Source organism: Patescibacteria group bacterium (assembly GCA_041650995.1).
Taxonomy (GTDB): Bacteria; Patescibacteriota; Patescibacteriia; order XYB2-FULL-38-15; family XYB2-FULL-38-15; genus JAHIRI01.
The window spans coordinates 498,914-519,690 of record JBAZJZ010000001.1 but is presented as its reverse complement, the minus strand read 5'-3'; the positions used below and the strand labels follow the sequence as shown (position 1 = coordinate 519,690).

The 20,777-nt window shown below is 44.2% G+C and carries 10 protein-coding genes and 2 pseudogenes; all 12 read left to right on the top strand.

Features of this window, described 5'->3' with window-relative positions:
• The first annotated feature begins 15 nt into the window (after positions 1 to 15).
• The 12 genes and pseudogenes from WC445_02795 to WC445_02740 all read left to right on the top strand — a co-directional run bounded on the left by WC445_02795 (position 16) and on the right by WC445_02740 (position 20,767).
• Complete coding sequence (locus WC445_02795; GenBank protein MFA5128874.1) at positions 16 to 1,896, top strand: Ig-like domain-containing protein; 1,881 nt, start codon at positions 16 to 18, stop codon at positions 1,894 to 1,896.
• Between the two features lie 19 nt (positions 1,897 to 1,915).
• Entirely contained in the window at positions 1,916 to 2,815 is a 900-nt protein-coding gene (locus tag WC445_02790) for a hypothetical protein (GenBank protein ID MFA5128873.1), read from the top strand.
• Positions 2,816 to 2,877: 62 nt separating this feature from the next.
• Complete coding sequence (locus WC445_02785; GenBank protein ID MFA5128872.1) at positions 2,878 to 11,598, top strand: DUF4215 domain-containing protein; 8,721 nt, start codon at positions 2,878 to 2,880, stop codon at positions 11,596 to 11,598.
• Between the two features lie 427 nt (positions 11,599 to 12,025).
• Positions 12,026 to 12,190 (top strand): annotated as a pseudogene (locus WC445_02780) (type IV secretion protein Rhs).
• A 185-nt stretch (positions 12,191 to 12,375) separates the two neighbouring features.
• Complete coding sequence (locus WC445_02775) at positions 12,376 to 13,359, top strand: hypothetical protein (protein MFA5128871.1); 984 nt, start codon at positions 12,376 to 12,378, stop codon at positions 13,357 to 13,359.
• 19 nt (positions 13,360 to 13,378) lie between these two features.
• The gene (gene ybeY, locus WC445_02770) at positions 13,379 to 13,804 is read left to right on the top strand and encodes an rRNA maturation RNase YbeY (protein MFA5128870.1); all 426 of its coding nucleotides are present in this window, start codon (positions 13,379 to 13,381) and stop codon (positions 13,802 to 13,804) included.
• Between the two features lie 42 nt (positions 13,805 to 13,846).
• Entirely contained in the window at positions 13,847 to 14,212 is a 366-nt protein-coding gene (locus WC445_02765; GenBank protein ID MFA5128869.1) for a diacylglycerol kinase, read from the top strand.
• A 144-nt stretch (positions 14,213 to 14,356) separates the two neighbouring features.
• Complete coding sequence (gene ftsA / locus WC445_02760) at positions 14,357 to 15,592, top strand: cell division protein FtsA (protein MFA5128868.1); 1,236 nt, start codon at positions 14,357 to 14,359, stop codon at positions 15,590 to 15,592.
• Between the two features lie 83 nt (positions 15,593 to 15,675).
• Positions 15,676 to 16,896: a cell division protein FtsZ gene (gene ftsZ / locus WC445_02755; protein MFA5128867.1), complete on the top strand. Its 1,221-nt coding sequence runs from the start codon at positions 15,676 to 15,678 to the stop codon at positions 16,894 to 16,896.
• A gap of 145 nt (positions 16,897 to 17,041) precedes the next feature.
• Positions 17,042 to 19,254: pseudogene (locus WC445_02750) on the top strand (ribonucleoside triphosphate reductase).
• 71 nt (positions 19,255 to 19,325) lie between these two features.
• The gene (locus tag WC445_02745) at positions 19,326 to 20,033 is read left to right on the top strand and encodes an anaerobic ribonucleoside-triphosphate reductase activating protein (GenBank protein ID MFA5128866.1); all 708 of its coding nucleotides are present in this window, start codon (positions 19,326 to 19,328) and stop codon (positions 20,031 to 20,033) included.
• A gap of 59 nt (positions 20,034 to 20,092) precedes the next feature.
• Positions 20,093 to 20,767: a hypothetical protein gene (locus tag WC445_02740; protein MFA5128865.1), complete on the top strand. Its 675-nt coding sequence runs from the start codon at positions 20,093 to 20,095 to the stop codon at positions 20,765 to 20,767.
• Positions 20,768 to 20,777 lie beyond the last annotated feature (10 nt).

The window sequence follows — 20,777 nt, the reverse complement described above, 5'->3', positions numbered from 1 at the left end:
TTAACTTTGCCGCACATGCAAGTTAAAAAAGCGTTAAAGATTTTAGCTTGTTTAGCCGTCCTCGCGGTCAGTCTTTTATTTGTCCAAATAGCTTTAGCTCAAAATTTTGGTTTGAATGAAGTGGGTAATCAGATTAATTTAGTAGAAGGCGATCCTCGAGTTATCGCCGCTAAAATCGTAAGAGTGGCGCTCGGTTTTTTGGGAATCATCGCGGTGGGCATTGTTCTTTACGGCGGATTTGTATGGATGACCTCGGCCGGGAATGAAGAAAAAATTGCCACGGCCAAAAAGATTTTGACGAACGGAATAATTGGTTTAGTTATTATCTTAATGGCTTTTGGCATTACGCAATTTGTTTTAAATACTTTAATAGGTGCGCTTACGGGCGGAGGTGGTCCCGGAGGAGGGCCGACTGGTCCGCCGGCAGTGGGCCGTTACAGCGGAGCGCTCGGCAACAGCATTATTGAAAGTCATTATCCGCCGCGCGGCGGCACGGGCATCGCGAGAAATACGAAAGTAATTATTACTTTTAAAGAACCGATGGCATTGGATACGATTATTGAAGGTTATGAAATTAACGATCCAGCCAATCCTGGTGATGACACGCTCGGGGGAGTACTTATTACGTCAGCTACGATTTTACCGATAAAAAGTGAAAATATCAGAATTTATCAATCACTTCAAGGTGAATACGGTACGCCGCCGACGCCGGGCGCGCCACAACCAGAGAATTTTTTGCAGCCAAATCAGGCAAGAGTCGGTTTTACCACTGATTTGAAAAATTTCACTTTTGATCCCGCGGAACTTTTAGGAAGTCCGTCGGAAAATATTTGGTATACGGTAGCATTGAAACCTGGATTGAAAAAGGCCGACGGAGGCGATGCGTTCACCGGCGCGTTTGGCGATGGATACGCCTGGGATTTTGAAGTAAGCACTTTTGTTGATGTTACGCCGCCAAAAGTGGAAAGCGTGATTCCGGGAGATGGGACAGAAAATGCCAGAAATATTTTAGTACAAGTAAATTTTGATGAAGCCATGGATCCAACGACCGTGGCCGGAAAAACTTCAGAAGGATTTGATAAAATTGAAGTTTTGGCCGACGGAGTGCCAGTTCCCGGGCCGGTTGCCGGTACTTGGGCAATTGGCAATCAATATAAAACAATAGAATTTACAACGGATTTTCGGTGCGGAACAAATTCTTGCGGCGGCGATGTTTTCTGTTTGCCCTCTGATGCGGATATTGCCGTGACCGTAAAAGCCGCGCGGCTTGGCACAACTCCGCCGGAAGCGGAAATGCCCTACACCGGCACGACCGATGTCGTCGGCAATTCTTTGGATGGCAATGGAAACGGCACGGCCGAAGGACCGACCGCTGATAATTATCCTTGGGATTTTTCTACCAATAATACAATTGATTTAATTCCGCCGCGGATTGAAGCGGTAAAACCCGGTCCGCCCAATGTGCCGGCGGAGGTAGGCGATGTCCCGCTCGATGCGCCTGTTGAAATGCAGTTTAGCAAACAAATGAGTGTGACAAGTTTTTCTTCGGAGAATATTATTTTGGACGACAACGAGCAAGAAAAATGCGCGATTTGGTTTACTTTGGGGGGAGAGGGGACAGACGCTCTTGGCACGCCCACACCGCGTGGAGGAACGCCGGAAAAACACAAAGCCATAATTTACCATGGAAATTTTATTGAAAGTACCGTGGCGCCCGCTCCGGCGCCGACTTGCGATGGGGAAGATGTTCTTGAGCGGCTTGTAAGATATTTTCCGCGGGCAACGCATAGAATAAAAGATATTTATCAAAATTGTTTTTATGAGCCAATTGGCCCGGCCGGGGGAACAAGTTGTACTGACCCAACTGGCGCGGGTTGCACGTGGCCAATAGAATAAATTTATAATTTAAAATTTTATGGAAAACCAGCCGATCACGCAGCCAGCCAGTCCTAAAAAATTTCCCGTCATTGCGGTGTTAATTTCCGTGGTTCTCACGGCTCTTATCGTCGGCGGGGGAGTTTATTGGTGGCAAAATATGGAATCAAAAGAAGCCGAGCCAACTGTGCCAGAATCGGCTTCGGTCCAAACCACAATTGTTAAACCGACTGTAACTTCACCGTTAAGCGGAGCAACAGTGGAAAATTCTCCGGAAGGTATAAAAATTACGGGAAAAGCTACGCCGAATTATACAGTTTGGCTATTTCCAGTTTCCGAAATGGATCCGAGTTGTTTGAGTATGGCGTCAAATTTGACCGGAGGAGATAAAGTTGATGCTGGCGGAAATTTTGAAATCATTTATGAACCGACAGGTGAGATGGAAAGTTGGCCGAGCGAGTTTGTCGTGGTTTCGCTTGATGAAAATCAAGAATATCAATTGAGTTGGGTAAACGGCGTATTTTGCGCCCCGGATGAAGCAAAGAGCGATTCTTTTAAGTTAACTTTAAAACCAGCTACGACACCCACCACCTATACAAATAGTGAATATGGATTTTCATTGGTTTTTCCCGTGGAGTGGGGAGCGATTGAAGAAAAAGATGTCCTAAATCTTGGGGCGGATAAAATTGTGAAGGCGATGGATCTCGTTTCCAAAATAAACAAAGATCGTTGGATAAAAATTGATATTGTAAGATTGGAAGACAAAAATGATCCGGAAAATATTGATTATCCTCATACTTTTATTAAAGAAAATAATCAATACGCATTTTATTACCAGGGCGCGGGAGATTTTGCAGGAGCGCCGGGGATGGAGAACCAAAAATGGTCTGTGATTGCCGATGAAATCAAACAGATTATTAAGACATTCACATTAAAATAGATTTAGAATAACAAAAAAGTTTAAAGTTTCAGGTTATCAATAATTTTTAGTGTGGCCAGATTATGAAACCACACGAGAGAAAAATTTTAAAAATCCTTTTCACCTTGTTTTTAATCACAAGTGGATTTTTATTTGCTACAACGATTTTTGCCCAGGATTTTGGCGTGAACGAAGTGGGGAATGAAATCGCTTTGCCAACCCAAGATCCTCGAGTTGTCGCAGCGCAGATTATTCGCGTGGCGCTTGGGTTTTTGGGAATTGTGGCTGTGGCCATTGTTTTATACGGCGGTTTTGTTTGGATGACGGCAGCCGGCAATGAAGAAAGAATCAGTAAGGCAAAAAAGATTTTGGTAAACGGCGTGATTGGTTTGATTATTATTATTTTTTCTTTTGGGATTACCCAGTTTGTTTTAAATAGATTAATGGAAGCGACTGGCATAACTCCCGGCGGTGGAGGCGGAGGCGGCGGTGGAGGCGGAGGCGGCGGTGGTTTGCCTTCAGACTCTTTTGTTATTCGCGGTATTCAGCCGAATGGCGCGATTCCAATTCGTAATGTTGTTGTGCGGGTTGTCTTTAATAAAGATGTTGACGCGACAACTTTAACTGGAAATTTAACCGTGAAAAAAACGACTGACGGAAGTTTGGTGGACGGAACGGCGAGTGCTTCCGGCACGGTCGTGGAATTTACTCCGAGCGCTAATTGTCCGGCGCCGAATGAAGATAGAAAGTGTTTTGATGGGGATACGGAATTTACCGTGGAAGCGACAACAGGGCTCAGAAGCGCTGATGGCAGAAATTTGGTTTGCGGCGGGCTCGCGCCAAATTGTATTGCCAATTTTACAACAGGAAATTTAGTTGACGTGACCGGACCGGAAGTGAGAATTACTTATCCTGATCCGGGGCAATCGGTTTCCGCGGACGTAATAGTTTCAATTGAAGCGCACGCCACTGATGATGCGGGAGTTTCTTATTTGGAATATTTTTCAAATGGCGGAACGCTCGGCACAGACGCGCCAAGTGGCCCAACGCCGCGTGATTATTCTTCAATTTTTGACTGGGATACGACCGGCATCGTGGCTGGTTCGCGGCATACTTTAACTGCTAAAGCTTTTGATATTGATTCAAATAATACGACTTCCGGCGGCGTGGATGTTATTGTCCGAGCGGCACATTGTTTTAATGGTAGCCAAGATGGAGACGAAACCGGACTTGATTGCGGCGGAGCTGATTGCGGAACTTGTGATGGAGGATCTTGCACGAGCGGCGCCGACTGCCGAAGCGGCACGTGCATTGGCGGGGTTTGCCGAACATTGCCTACAATTACCGCGGTTTTGCCAAATGACGGCGCAGTGGGAAATTATGTGACAATTTATGGGGAAGGTTTTGGCGATGTCCTCGGACAGGTTTATTTTAATACTGTATTAGCTGGGTCGCCTGCTTGTCCCGCTTCAGCCACATGGCAAAATAATCAGATTATTGTGGTTGTGCCCGCGGGTGCGACTGATGGTCCGATTAAAGTTGTTGTTCCACCGCCAACCGGCGCGACTGCGGCCGACTACACTGACCAAACTGATGATGAACGCGGTCCGGTTTTGCCGAATTTTGATGTGAATGATACAAGCCGGCCGGGAATTTGTTCCATCACGCCAGACAGCGGAGAACCCCGTTTCGAAGTCGTTGTTGCCGGCACACAATTTGGCGGAACACAAGGAACAAGTGAAATTCTTTTTGGCGGTACGCGAGCCGAACGAGTTATTCTTTGGACGGCCACAAGTATTGGCGCGGTTGTCCCTTTAATTGCTCCGGCGACCATTCCGGCTCAGGTCGTGGTTGGCGGACAAAATAGCAATCCAATTAATTTTAGAGTTGTCGCGACGGCCGCCGCTCCGAGAATTTTAAGTTTTTCTCCGACGCACGGACCGGTGGGCGAGTATGTGACGATTTTCGGCGCCAATTTCGGGGACGCGACTGGTCAGGTATTTTTTAAGAACGCTTTGGGCGCGGATATTTTAGCCGCGACTGATTTTCCCGCGGCTTGCGGCGCAGATTGGTGGAAAAATGATCAAATTATTGTAAAGGTACCGGCCGGTGCGGTAACAGATGTTTTGAAAATTACAACCGCGGGAACCGCGGGCGGCCAGTCTGATGATACAAGTGATTTAACCACCTCAGATTTTACGGTTGATATAGGGACGGCCGGGCCGGGCATTTGTAAAATTACTCTAGATAACGGGCCGATTGATTTACCGGTGAGAATTGATGGAGAGAGATTTGGAGCGTCCGCTTTAGTTAATTTTTATCGCGCGACTCCCGCGACGGTTACGCCGATTGATGGCACAGAGATTTCTACGGCCGTGCCAACAGGAGCCCAAACTGGTCCGGTTAATATTACTTCCGGGGGAGCCACGGGTAATAGCGTTAATTTTATAGTTCAAGATTGCCGCGCGGGCGCGGCTTGTCCTTCGGGGGAGCAATGCTGCCGCGATGGCAGTTGCGCCGTGGCTTGCGCGGCTGCCGCTGGTAGAGGATATTATTTCTGGCAATTTTCTACTGGTCAGCTTCCGATTTATCCGCAAGTGGTGGAAAGTTGTAGTAATCCGCCACCGCCACCGCCTTCTCCCTCGCCCTGGATTGGACGAGATGGCGGAGACCGGGTTTGTGTTAACGCCGAGGTTAGAGCTCATTTTACGACAAAAATAAATTCAGCGTCAATAAATAGTGAAAATATTTTAGTAGAAGAGTGCGCTGACCAAACATGTGTAGCCAGAACTATAAAACCCGCGCGAGCGCTTTATCCTCAACATGAGGCCATTTCTTCTGATCGGGATGGTTTTGTTTTTCAACCTGCAACCAGCTGGGCGCGAAATACTTGGTATCAAGTAACTTTAAAAAGTGATGTGGCTGCAGGCACAGGAATAAAAAGTTGTCTCGGCGGCGTCGGATGTCCGGACGGAGGATTTTTCTTGGACGGCGATCGAGACGGTGTGGAAGGCGGGGACTATGTTTGGCAATTTAAAACTCGCGACAGTGACGAAACTTGCGCGATTGGTTTGGTGGGAGTTTTGCCTTATGAAATGACATTGACGAGTGTTGACGCGACGCAAGATTATAATGGCCTTTGTTACGCCGCCGGTGATGTTTGTCTAACTATTGACTGTAGTCCGTATGATTGGCGCTGGACTTCATCAGATATTATAAGGGCAGTAGTTGCAATCAGTGCGACTCCGCGTACCATTGCTACAGCTCGGGCAGAAACAGAAGTTGGCTCGCCGGTTCGGATTACTGGCGAGATTCCGAGTGAAATAAAGTCTGGCTCGGGAAATTTGACCATAGATTTTACTGATCCAAAGGTAAAAGATAGTTGGCCGAATTGCAGCGACGCTTGTATTAACGCGGAAATCGGCGCGGAATTTAATACAAATATGAATCGGGCGAGCGTGGAGAGCGCGGCGAATGTTCATCTTTATATTTGGAAATGTGGTAATGGTGTGCTTGAGCCAGGCGAAGATTGTGATGACGGGAATGCGGTTTCTGGTGATGGTTGCAGTGAGACTTGTTTAAATGAAGGATCAAACGCGCGTTATGGATCATATTGCGGTAATGACCGCCGGGAGACAGGAGAAGATTGCGATGGCGTGCCGTTTCCGGAGCGTTGTAATCGCGTAACCTGTTTAAATGAGGGAAATCTCGGACCAAATTGTGGCAATGGAATTATTGAAGAGGGTGAGGATTGTGATGGTTCGCCATTTCCCGCAGGTTGTAACACAATAACTTGTTTAAATGAAGGGACACGGCCGTTGACAGAAGTTCTTCCTTTGGGTCTTTCTTATAATGATACGACAAAGAAATTAATAATTGCTCCACCCGCAGGCACACTATTTTTACCCAATACTTTTTATCGCGCGGTAATTTCCGATGATGTAACATCAGCAAGCGGTGTTCATTTGACTGATTTAAATTATCCGGTCGGGAGTCCAAATTCATACTCTTGGTCTTTCAAGACTAAAGATGATACCAATCCTTGCACTGTGGATCGTGTCGTGGTTAATCCGCAAAATGCAATTTTAAATTTTATCGGCGAAACACAAAATTATTCTTCCACGCCTTTTAGTAATCCAGATCTTTGCAGTCCGATCGGTCAGCGTCTTTCTGTTATGGACTACAATTGGAGATGGACTTCGGCCGATCCGGGAGTAGCGACGATTACAAATAACAATAATTATCCGTCTTGCGGAAATAGTGTAAAAGAATTTGGCGAAGATTGTGATGACGGCAACACAGTTTCTCTCGACGGGTGCACTGGCTGTCCGCCAGGAATTGGTACGCCCTGCGGCGGAGCGGGAGCTTGTTTAAATGAAGGATCAACTCATTGTGGCAATAGAGTTATTGACGTGGGCGAGGACTGCGACGACGGAAATACTCGTTCGGGCGACGGATGTAATAATATCTGTCAGCACGAAGGATCTGTAGCCGGCGGGGGAGTTTGCGGAAATCGTTCAGTAGAACGCGGCGAAGATTGTGATGACGGGAACGCGGTTTCTGGTGATGGTTGCAGCGTAACTTGTTTAAACGAGGGAACAGTTAGAGATACGAGAATTGATCCATACCAAACGGCAACAGCAATTGATCTTGCGCCAGAAGCTGTGGCTGCCGGAGTAAATTCCAGCACTACGGAAATTTTTGCTGAGACCGAAGGAAAATCTGATAGCGGTGATTTAACTTTGCGCTGCGGCGGACAAGATTGTGGAGCGATTCATTTGTCATGTATGCCATCTCATGTGTGCGAGGGGACGACTTCGCAAACCTGCACAAGTGATGCTGATTGTGTGCTAGGAGTGGGTCGGAATACTTGCTGCTATTTTAAACCGAAAGTAGCAAACTGCGATCCTACTCGGGATGGCGCAACTGCTTGTGAATCCGGAGCGGTTGATGTCTGCCGCAATGCTAAAATTTCCGTGACTTTTGATCAAATAATGGAAACGGCAAGCATAACAGGGAATATTTTAGTGGTTGGCGATTACGGCGGCGCGTGCCCTGAGGGGACAACTTCTCTGGCTTTGTGGACCGGAGAAGAAACGGGTGGTTTCCACTTTGTTCAAAAAATAAAAAAATGGCTGCCAGTGCCGATCGCGAGATTATTAATCAAGCCGATTTCCAAAATAGAAAAAGATTTAGAAATTTTGAGTCAAGTTAAAAATGTAATTAACCAGTTAAGCCAAGCATTGTTTGGCCGGCCAGTGAGCGCCGCTCCGCCCTCTCCATGGTGTGTCTGGCCAGGAACGGCGTCATCTACAGTTGTAAGTAAGGGCAGTGATTTGGTGACCGAAGCAAGCTTTAGCCCGACTAAAGCTTTTGACGGCGGACGCAGGTATAGAGTTTTACTTTTAGGTGATAATCCCGGATCGCCGGAAATTAAAGGAATTAGAAATTCAAAAGGTGTGGCTTTGGGAGGCGGAAGGTTGTATGGTGAATATCCAGAAGCTTATAGTGGCAGGGAAATTTATCGGTGGGATTTTGAAACTGGAAGCAGTATTTGTGCTTTGAGCCAAGTAGTAGTTTCTCCCGCTTCTTATGTCTTTACGCGAAGCGAAGAAACTCATGAATTTCTTGCCACGGCCCGTGACGCGCGAGGGAGAATGCTTTCTCGCCTTCCGGATGTTTATTACTGGGAATGGCAGGATTGGTTGTCCAACGATTTAACTGTAGTTGACTTGGTTCCCGAGGGATCTTGCGTTGAAACAGGAACTAGATGTAATAGAAATAGTGATTGTGGTTCAGGGGGTATTTGCCAATTTAGCGAGCGCCAGACAGCGACAGCGCAAAATAAAAATGGCGAAGCAAGAATTTTGGTTTCGGCAAAAATTACGACGGATACAGTTTTGTCGCCGCGCACCGTGGGGAAAGTTATAAGCAGCGGAGCCGACATAACAGTTTTCCTTTGTGAAAATCCGTGGCCAGACAGGTTTGGTGTGACCGGGGAAGCATTGATTGATGAAACATATAACTTTGAAACATATTATTGTCAGGATAGGGGAGAAATTGGTTTTGGCGACGATTTGCCGACAATTAGCGATCCGCCGGTTGTAAATAATCCGCCCGCGCCTGTCGGCTCGACAGATTTTTTGCTCAGGGAATATTTCTTGTTTGTCGGCGGAAGTTACTGCACTCTTTCCAAACTTCCTTGCAACACGGAAAGTCCTTGCGCCCCAGGGGGCGGCTCATGTCAAAGCTCGTCTGACGCGATTGGCATTAGAATTTACACAAACAAAAATCACCTGGCTTTGTTTGATTGGTATTTAGCTCAGGGATTCAGGCCATCAGCTTCGGGCGGAAAAACAATTGACCAATATCAAGCGGCGGAAGACGGCCGGACGATTTATGTTTCAGCGGCCAATCAACCGAGAGGTGCGGACGGTTCTGGTTCCGAACCGGATATTTATACAAATGTTTATTTAATTTCATATAATGAAGGCGCGAGCCAAGACACGATTGATATTTATAATCAGTTAGTGGATAATTGGAAATTTAATATTAATTTGGCGAACAACAAAGTGTGCCGTAACGCCGAGGGAGTCGTGGCGCGAGATGCGGATGGCGCGGTAATTTCTTGTTCAGCGGATTTAGATTGTCCACAAACTCCGACACAATTTTTATGTGATTCGCCAAAAGATAAACTGGCGCGCGATGTCCAGCGTTTATCTGATTTGGATAAAATTAAAGAGGCAGTGGAAAGATATATGGCCATGCGAGGCTATCCGCCAAAATTGGAAGCGGGTTCGTATGTCCGCGGGATTTCCACTAGCAAATGGGACTCTTGGGCAACCCTTGGCCAGGAGCTCGGCGGCGGCTTGCCGACTGACCCATTAAATAAATTTCAAGGTTGTCTGGATCCTTACAGCGCCGATACTTGCTGGAATACAAGTGGAGAGTCTTACGTTTGCCCAGGCTTATCGCATATTTATCAATATCGTTATGAGTCAGAAACGGGATTTTATAATATTGGTAGTGATTTAGAATACATGATTCCTCCGGAAACAAATCCAAGCTGGCATTGGTTCCGGGCAGCGCATCCGTCAAGAATCCAATATGAAGACGTTTGCAATAACACAATTTACAGCGTGGGCGGAATTTGCGGCGACGGAATAATTAACGCCAGCGAAGAATGCGAACCAAGTTTGGCAAATACGTGCTCTAATGATCCGACAATTTCTTGCCGGACTGACGCGGATTGTGGCGGCGGAACATGCCGCGTTAACGAACAAGTTTGTACCGCCTCGAGCGGCGCAAACGGCCGCCAAAGCCGTACTTGTAATTTAGCTACTTGCCGCTGGAATGATTGGGGGACATGTCTTGCCACTTGTGGTAATGGAATTATTGATACTGGCGAAGCCTGCGACCGCGGACCGGGAGGGGGAAGAATTCCGGGTGGCGGGACATTGCCGACAAATCAATATCAGTGCTCCACGGTTTGCCGAATGAGCGGCGGTTATTGTGGTGATGGAATTTTGCAAAGTGCTTACGGTGAACGGTGCGACGATGGAGCGGATAATGGCCGATATGGAAAAAAACCTGACGGCACGCCGTATTGCGCCGCGGGTTGTGTTGGCTCGGCGCCATATTGTGGGAATACAGTGGTGGATGAACCGCAAGAGGAGTGTGATAGAAATCAAATTTCCTCAAGAGGTGTTTGTGTTCCGGTTGAGGAATATTTAAGTCCAGAAAGTCCAATCCTTCCTAGCTATTATACTGTAATTTGTGAAAGTAACGCGGATTGCGGGTCAGGTGAGGAATGTCTGTTATGTGCCCCAGAGACAGGAACGGGTTATCCAAGGGTCAGAACTTTAAATTGTGAAATACCTGGTGATATAAGACAATGCCGTTGGCAAGACGAAGGCTGGAGCTCTTGCACCGTGACAGGGGAATGTGGTGACGGAATTGTGCAGGGTGGCGAACAATGTGACGATGGTAATGACATAAATACTGATGCTTGCGTTAATTGTCAAAGTTCCCGTTGCGGCGACGGGTTTACAAGAGCCGGAATAGAGGCGTGCGATTCCGGAGATGCGGTCAATGGCACGCCGTGCACGGCGCCATATGGTTCAACTTGCAATTATTGCAGCCGCGAATGCACCTTGCGAACTGCAAGCGGTCCGACTTGCGGCGATGGTACAGTTAATGGAACAGAGCAGTGCGATAGCCATTTACCGGCCTATCCCGCGAATTGGATCTGCGTTGATACTTCAAATCCTTGGGCAAAACCATATGATTTAGCCGCGCCGACTTGTAGTCCGGCATCTTGTGCTATCACTTGCGCCGCTGGCCAAGCTTGCGACAATAGAAAATATGGGCCTAGCGGTGCGAGAAATCCGGATGCTGATAATGACGGAATAATTGACGCTTGCGATCCAAATGATAATAGTAATGTTGATGGTTGTATGGACGGCGAGACAAATTGTGCGACAGTAAATTTACGCGTCACTGGCGTCGACGATGATATTTTCGACGTTTACATTGATAATCATAAAGTTGTCCAGTGGAGAGTTTGTGCGTGGGGTGATGAAGTTTGTCGATCAACGTTTGCAGCAGTAAACACCTTATCAAGAGGCCGGCATCATCTCAGAATTGTTTATGTGAGTGGAACGCCGAGTGGTAATTATAATGTTACTTATAATTTAGACGGTACGGTTGACTTTGGACTTGATTCCTCACCAGTTATTCCGGCACCAGCGCCGCCAATCGAAAGTATTGGCGGAGAACGCAGTATTTACTTTACCGTAAGATAAATTAAAATTAATATTAAAAATTATGTTTGACAAAGAACCAGAAGATATGTTTGCCGGCGTTGAGCCGACAAAACCCGAAACCTTAAGACCGTCTGGCGCTCTTTCGCCGACCGTGCCCGGCATGCCCGGAGGCGCCGCTCCGGTTGGCGCAACCCCAGAAGATGTTGGAGAAGAGAGCGGGGGTTCGGGTAAGAAGAAAATACTTTTAATTTTGGCCGCGGGAATTTTAGTTTTAATTCTTGGCGGCGGAGGTTACCTTGTCTGGCGGCAGTTTTCTGCCGCGCCAGAAGAGACTGAAACTCCCGTAGTTGCTGACTTTAATGCCAACTTGCCTCCAGAAAATATCCCGGCCGAAATAGAACCAATCGTTAACGAAACTCCCGTGGAAATACCGCCCGCAGTTCTTGAAACCGCGCCTGTCGTTCCTCCGCCGGAAAGCATTGATTCAGATGATGACGGTTTAACCGACGCGGAAGAGGCAGCTCTTGGAACTGACCCGACAAAGGTTGATACAGACGAAGATGGATTAAATGATGGTATGGAAGTGAATTTTTATTTCACTGATCCCTTAAATTCCGATACGGACGGAGATACCTTTTTAGATGGTAGTGAGGTAGAAAACGGCTATGATCCAAAAGGGCCGGGGAGATTACTGGAACAGCCCTAGAAAGTTAAAAGTTATAAATTAAAAGTGTAAAGTTTTGATTTTAATTTTGTAACTTTTAATTTTTAACTGTAATTTTTCACTTTTAACTTTACACTTTTAATTTATTTGTTATGTCAAACGGAGAGTCAACGAAACCCATAAATATCGCCGAAGAGCCGCCCGTGGAAATTAAGGCTATGCCAGAGCAGTTTTATTTTAAAAAAGTAAAAGTGCCGAAAGAGGGGAAGGGTGGCGGGTCGAAAACAACCCTGATTATTGTGGTGGGGATTGTTGTTATTGGCTTGATGGCTGTGGCGGCGTATCTTTTCACTCAAAGTTTGACCAACGAACCAAAAACCACTACATTGCCGGCTAATACCAACGTCGTGACGAACGTGCCTGTAAATGTACCGCCTGTTAATGTTCCCGTTAACGTGCCTGTAAATGTACCGCCTGCGCCGGTTTGTGGTAATGGAATATGTGAATCAGGAGAAAATTCCATTACGTGCCTTGCTGATTGTCCCGCACCACTGCCTGAACCAGCAACTCCGCTACCTTCGGCAACAGACACAGACCAAGATGGCATGACAGACGTGGAGGAAACTTTGTTTAGCACTGATCCGACTAAAGCAGATACAGATGGAGATGGTTATCCCGACACCCTGGAAATTATAAATTTATACAATCCGACAGGACTTGCTCCACAGAAAATTGAAGAAACAAATCTAGTAAAAATTTATGACAACCAAATTTATAAATATTCTATTTTTTACCCTTCACTTTGGATCGCAAGAGCCCTTGATGAAACAGAAAGAGAAATACTTCTTACTTCAACAACGGGAGAGATTTTTCAGGTTATAGTTGATGAGAATCTTAACCGCCTGCCGCTTTTAGATTGGTATTTGTTTGAGTCGCCGGAAACAAATCCTTCTGAGCTTGCCGATATTACAACAAAAAGCGGTCTTTTGGGAAAAAAGAGCCCTGATGGACTTACGACTTACTTTGCCTCGGGAGATAAAATTTATGCAATTAGTTATAGCGTCGGAAGTAAAACAGAGATAAATTATAAAAGTACTTTTGAAATGATGATAAAAAGTTTTAAGTTGAGTTTGTAAAGTTTTTAAGGATGTAAAAATGATTAAAATTGAAATAAATCAGCGTGTCGGTAGAAAGTTAGATAAAAAATGGATCAGCAAAATTGTAGAATTAGTTTTTAAGAGTGTAAAAGTTAAAAATGCGGAAATTTCACTTGCCTTTGTCGGCGATGCGGAAATAAAAAAGCTAAATAATTTTTATCGTGGGAAAAATAAGACAACAGATGTTTTGAGTTTTATCTACGAATCAAAAGTTGGCGGGGGAGTAGAGGGCGAAATAATAATTTCTTATCCGCAGGCAGTGAGGCAGGCGAAGGAGCAAAAGCACACCGCGTTGGAAGAAATAAAAATGTTATTAATCCACGGCGTTCTGCATTTGGCGGGGTATGATCACGAAAAGAGTTTAAGAGAATCCAGGAGGATGGAAAATTTACAAAATAAAATGGTTAAATTGTTAGATGGTTAAATTGTTGGCAATTTAATAATGTAACAATATAACAATGCGGCAATGTTTAGTTTAAGCCGTTTGATAAAAAGTTTTCGTTACGCAGGCAGGGGATTGGTCAGGGTTTTCAAGGAAGAACAAAGTTTTCGCGTTCAAGTGTTACTGGGGTTTCTGGTTTTAATTTTAGCCTTATTTTTTAATGTTAAAGTTTGGGAGGCGGTAGCTCTTTTGCTTGTCATTATGATGGTTTTGGTGCTAGAGTTAATCAACAGCGTTTTTGAAAGAGTGGTGGATGTTTTGAAGCCGAGAATGCATCCTTATGTTGAAACGGTCAAGGATATTATGGCCGCGGTAGTTTTGCTTTCCTCACTCGGAGCGATTATAGTTGGCGTTCTGATTTTGGGTCCGTATCTGATTAAATTATTTTAAGCCTAAAGTTGTTGTCTCGGGTGAAAAGCTGATTACGTCATTAACCATTTGGCAGAGTAATAATGTGGCAATTTAACAAAGTTGCAAAATTTTCCAGGATTATTTATAATAAAAGACTTGCGAAGAACAGATAAGCGTCAATATATGAGAAGTGAAATAATCACCGGTTTAGACCTTGGCTCAACTGCAGCGCGAGTAGTCGTGGGGCAGCGGGATCTGGCCGGAGCGCCAAAAATTTTAGCTGCGATAGAGGTGCCGTCAGAGGGGATGTCTCGCGGGACGGTCATGAGCGTTGAAAACGCCACCTCAAGCATTGCGGCGGCTTTTGAAGCAGCTGAGCGAGTCACGGGCGTTCCTGTCGACGGGGTTTGGGTTGGTATTTCCGGTGATCACATTATTTTCCAAAAAAGCAAAGGAGTTATTGCCGTGGCAAAGCCTAACGGTGAAATTGATGATGGTGACGTGGAAAGATCAATCGAAGCTTCGCGTGCCGTTGCCACTCCTCCCAATTTTGAAATTTTACATGTTATACCCAGGACTTTTTCTATCGATAGTCAAGTTAATATTCGCGATCCGATCGGCATGAGCGGAGTAAGGCTTGAAGTAGAAACTCAAATTATTCAAGGTTTAAGTTCACATATAAAAAATTTAACCAAATGCATTTATCGCACGGGCGTGGATATTGAGGATGTTGTTTTTTCAATTCTCGCCGCATCAGAAGCGGTTACGAGTCCTCGCCAGAAAGAATTGGGTGTAGCCGTGGCCAATATCGGGCGGACATCTACAGAGCTCGCAGTTTTTGAAGGCGGGGATGTTATGCATACGGCTTTTTTGCCACTCGGCGGCGATCATATCACGTCGGATGTCGCCATTGGCCTTCGCACGTCGCTTGATGCCGCGGAAAAAATAAAATTGGAACACGGCACAGCTCTGCCAAAAGATATTAGTAAAAAAGATGAGCTTAATCTTGGTGATTATGAGCCAGGGGAAAATACTTTAATTTCTAAAAAATACGTTGCGGAAATTATTGAGGCCAGGGTTGAGGAAATTTTTGAAAAAATTGATGACGAATTGAAAAAAATTGGACGCAGCGGCCTTTTGCCTTCAGGCGTGATCCTTGTCGGTTCAACCGCCAAGCTCCCGGGAATTTTAGATGTCGCTAAGAGAAAATTGCGTCTGCCGGTTTCTTTGGGCTATCCTCAAAATATCACAAGCGTGGTTGATAAGGTTAATGATGTGTCGTTTGTACCGGCCCTGGGACTGGTTCTTTGGGGCAATGCAGTATATGATGAAAGAAGCGGCGGATTTACTTCTCGTTTCAAAAGTATTGATAAAGTTACAAGCCAAGTCAAAAAGTGGTTTAAATCTTTGATGCCATAATAGATTTCAGATTATAGATTGTAGATTTTAAATAAAAGATAAAATAGCCAAAATCTATAATCTATAATCTATAATCCAATTTTATGCCAGAAATAAAACCAGAAATTGAAACCTTTGCCAAGATCAAGGTTGTTGGCGTCGGAGGATCGGGCGGATCGGCGGTAAATCGTATGGTCAAAGCAAAAATAAGAGGTGTTGAATTTATTGCCGCCAATACCGATGTTCAGGCTCTTCATTATTCGGAAGCGCCCGTAAGATTGCATATCGGAAAAACTATCACGCGCGGTTTGGGAGCGGGTATGGATCCGGAAGTTGGTCGGCGTTCTGCCGAAGAAAGTCAAAATGAAATTAGAGACGCCCTAAAAGGCGCGGACATGGTCTTTGTGACTTGCGGTTTAGGCGGAGGCACAGGATCGGGCGCGGCGCCGATTGTTGCCCAGCTTGCGCGCGACCAGGGAGCTTTAACCGTGGGAGTTGTGACCAAACCTTTTTCTTTTGAGGGGGCTCAACGGCGGACTATTGCTGAACGGGCGCTCGAAGAACTTGAAGATAAGGTTGATACATTGATTACTATTCCGAATGACCGTCTTTTACAAATTATTGATAAAAAAACTTCCCTTCTGGACGCTTTTATGACTTGCGACGAGGTTTTAAAAAACGGCGTTCAGGGAATTTCCGAATTAATTACAATTCCCGGTTTGATTAACGTTGATTTTGCCGATGTGCGGGCAATTATGAAAGACGCGGGAACGGCAATGATGGGAATCGGCGAGGCGGGTGGTGAAAGTAGAGCCGACGAAGCAGCTAAAGCTGCGATTTCTTCCCCGCTTTTGGAAATGTCCATTGATGGAGCGCGAGGAATACTTTTTACAGTTACAGGCGGTCCGAATTTGGGCATGCATGAGGTGGCCGAGGCGGCGAAAATTATTACCGGTTCAGCTGATCCTGACGCTAAAGTTATTTTCGGCGCGGTGATAAATGAAAACATGAAAGATAGCGTAAGGATAACTGTTATTGCGACAGGATTTACGGAAAGAAGAAAATCTTCTTATGACGCGGAAGCTCCGACGCCACGGTCGTTTTCCGTTCCAACTATTGGAAAGGCAAAAGAAGCCGAAAAATCATCTGTCGGCCAATTTCAAAAAAGACCGGTGAAAAAAATTACCGAGTTCGGAGATATTGACGGAAATGACGAGAAAGAATCAGGTGGTAAAAATTTTTCCGCAAAGAAAGTCGGCGCGGCTGAAGGGGGAGAAACGGAAGATTTGGATATTCCCGCGTTTCTTCGAAAAAAAATAATGTAAATAAATTTAGTATAAGAGATAATACGATAGCAAGATAGCAAGAGCAGATTTGAGAAGGAGGATTTAGACAGGTTTTGAAAATTTATTGCCAGATTCTCGAATCAATGTTCTTTAAGGTTATCTTGTTATTTTATTCGCCTAATTTATGATTTATAGTCAAAATAAAGTCACCCAAATAAGAAAAAGAGATGGCCGCATTGTTGATTTTGACCAAGGAAAAGTTACGGTAGCTGTTGGAAAGGCAATAGAGGCAATCGGAGAAAAAGACGAAAAATTAGCGAATCGGCTCTCTGACCAGGTGATGAAAATTTTAAATAAAAAATTTCATCATCGTTCAATACCGGCCGTGGAAGAAATTCAGGATATTGTAGAAGAAGTTTTGATTAGAGCCAGACAGATTAGGGTGGCTAAAGCGTATATTCTCTACCGCGATCAGCACGCAAAAATTCGCGAACTGAATGCGTTGGTTGATGGAAACCAGATAATGGGCAATTATTTGGATAAATTGGATTGGTTGGTTCGAGAAAACAGCAACATGGCGTTTTCTTTGCAAGGATTGAATAATCATATTAGTTCAGCGATAAGTTCTCATTATTGGCTAAATAAGGTTTATCCGCCCGAAATCAGAGATGCTTACGTGGATGGAGATTTTCATATTCATGATTTGCAAATTTTGGCGGCTTATTGTTGCGGTTGGGATCTCCATGATCTTTTGACGCGCGGTTTTGGGGGAGTTGCCGGAAAGATAGAATCAAAACCGGCAAAACACTTGAGGAGCGCGTTGGGGCAGATTGTTAATTTCTTTTATACTCTTCAGGGAGAGGTAGCGGGCGCGCAGGCGTTTGCCAATTTTGACACGCTTCTTGCTCCTTTTATTCGCTATGATGGTTTGTCCTACAAAGATGTGAAACAAGCCATGCAGGAATTTGTTTTTAATGTTAATGTTCCCACTCGCGTTGGTTTTCAGACGCCGTTTACCAACGTCACTATGGATCTTACCCCGCCCAAAAACATGGCGGATGAAGCAGTGATTGTTGGCGGAGTGCCACAAAAAGAAAAATACGGAGAATTTCAGGCGGAAATGGATATGTTTAATCAGGCCTTTGCCGAAGTGATGATTTCTGGTGACGCGAAGGGTAGAGTTTTTTCTTTTCCAATTCCGACCTATAATATCACGCCAGATTTTAATTGGGAGAAGAAAGAGTTGGATTCAATTTGGGAAATGACGGCCAAGTACGGCATTCCTTATTTTGCCAATTTTGTAAATTCAGATATGAAAGCTGAAGACGCGCGATCAATGTGTTGCCGCTTGCGCCTTGATAACCGCGAACTTAGAAAACGCGGCGGCGGACTTTTCGCGGCCAATCCTTTAACCGGTTCAATCGGCGTTGTAACAATCAATTTGCCTCGCATCGGTTATCTTTCAAAAACAAGAAAAGAATTTTTTGACAGATTGGCGCGTTTAATGGATTTGGCCAAAAAGAGTCTTGAAATAAAAAGAGAAGTTGTGGAAACTCTAACCGGAAAAGGACTTTATCCTTATTGCCGACATTATCTCGCGCCAATAAAAGAAAGATTTAATGAATATTGGAGAAACCATTTCAACACGATCGGTTTGATTGGTATGAACGAGGCATGCCTCAATTTCTTGGGTAGGAATATCACTACGGAGGAAGGCCATGATTTTGCCAAATCCGTTCTTGATTTTATGAGGGAAAGGTTGATGGATTATCAACTAGAAACAAATAATCTTTATAATCTTGAAGCAACTCCCGGAGAAGGCACGAGCTACAGTTTGGTGAAAAAAGATAAAATAAAATATCCGGATATTATTGTCGCCAACGAAAAGGCTCATCGGGAAAAAGGCGCCACTCCTTATTACACAAACTCATCTCATCTGCCCGTTGGCTTTACTAATGATTATTTTGAAGCCTTGCGCTTGCAAGACGACCTGCAAACGCGGTATACTGGAGGAACAGTGCTTCATGGATTTATCGGAGAAAGATTGCCTTCTGGTGACGCGGCAAAAATACTTGTTAAAAAAATCGCGAGCCAATTTCATCTTCCTTATTTTTCTTTGACCCCGACTTTTAGTGTCTGTCCGAAACATGGATACCTTGCCGGTGAACATCCGTTTTGTCCGAAGTGTGACGAAGAAATTGGTTATAAAGATTAATTAATCACAAAATAATAAATAACAATAAATATATGACGGAGGAAAAACAATCAAAACGGCAGGCGTGTGAAATTTATTCCCGCGTCGTCGGCTATCTTCGACCGGTAAGTCAATGGAACGATGGCAAGCAGGCGGAATTTGGAGAGAGAAAGACTTATGATAAACAGCTGGAAGAAGTTTAAGTAAAAAATGATGAAATCTTAAAACACGGCTTTCCATTGATGGGAGCCGTGTTTTGTGATAAAATGTCCCTATGATTATCGGTGGATTACAAAAACTAACTTTGATTGATTACCCCGGCAAAATTGCTTGCACGGTTTTTACTGTCGGTTGTAATTTTCGTTGTCATTTTTGCCATAATCCGGAATTAATTGATCCGGCTGAATTTAAATTATCGGAAATTATTGAAGAAAAAGTTTTTTTTGATTTTTTAAATTCGCGCCACGGTTTGCTTGACGGGGTTTGCATCACAGGAGGAGAGCCGACTCTTCATCCAGATTTGCCGGAGTTTATAAAAAAAATTAGAATTCTTGGTTTTTTGGTAAAATTAGATACCAATGGAACAAATCCGGAAATGCTTAAGGCGCTCATAGCGGAAAAAATGATTGATTATATTTCTATGGATATAAAAACTTTATTGCAAAAAGAATCATATGAAAAAGTTGCTGGCGCCACAGTGGATATAGAGAATATTAAACAAAGTATTGGCATTATTATGCAAAGCGGTTTAGAATATGAATTTCGTACCACAGTCGTTCCGGGGCTGCATAATGAAGAAAATATTTTGGACCTTGCGAATTTTATCAGGGGAGCAAAAAAATATTATTTGCAGCAATTTAGATCAGGCGAGAAAATTTTCAGTCCGGAATTTCGTGAAATAAAACCGTATTCAATAGAATTTTTAAAGAAATTGCGTGATGAAATAAAAGATAATTTTGAAATTTGTGAAGTGCGGGGGTGAACAGTCTAACCATAAACAGTAGGCCGGATATAGAAGTTAAATAAAAAAGATTTATACTTATGGTAACTATAAACATCAAGCTAGACATTAAAAAAGACGCCTGGAATTGGTGGAATGCTTGCAATAAAATTTCCCACGGCGTTGATTGGAAACAAAGAGTAGGGGAGAGTCTGTGGAAAAAAATTTATGGCAAAACCGAAAAAGAAGCTTTTAAATTTTTAATACCTTATTTGAAAAAATATTATAAAGAACATAAAAAAGTTTTGGAGAAAAATTTGGCGGAGGCTCAAAAATTATTTGATGATAATGCCCAAGAAGCGTGCAGCCTGATGGAAAAAATAACCGGAAAACAATTGTACAGAAAAAAGTTTACTTGTTTTTTAACCACTTTTCCGCGTTGTCCTTATAACTATGAAAAAGGGTACGTGTGGCTTTGCGCGGTATGGTCAGCTAAATGTTATTTAGGAACGTTCCTGCACGAATTGTTGCACTTTCAATTTATTGCTTATTGTAAAAATAAGCAGCCGGTTAAAAATCTCTCTCCTCGGCAATTTGAGTATTTAAAGGAATCTCTCACGGTTATTTTAAATTATGAGTTTAAAAAATATCTATGCCAAAAAGATAAGGGATATGATCTGCATCAGGCTTTTAGAAAAAAATTGGAAATTTTGTGGCAAAAAAATAAGAATTTTAATCAGTTAGTTAAATACGGAGTTGAGGTGTTGACGACATAGCGAATATACG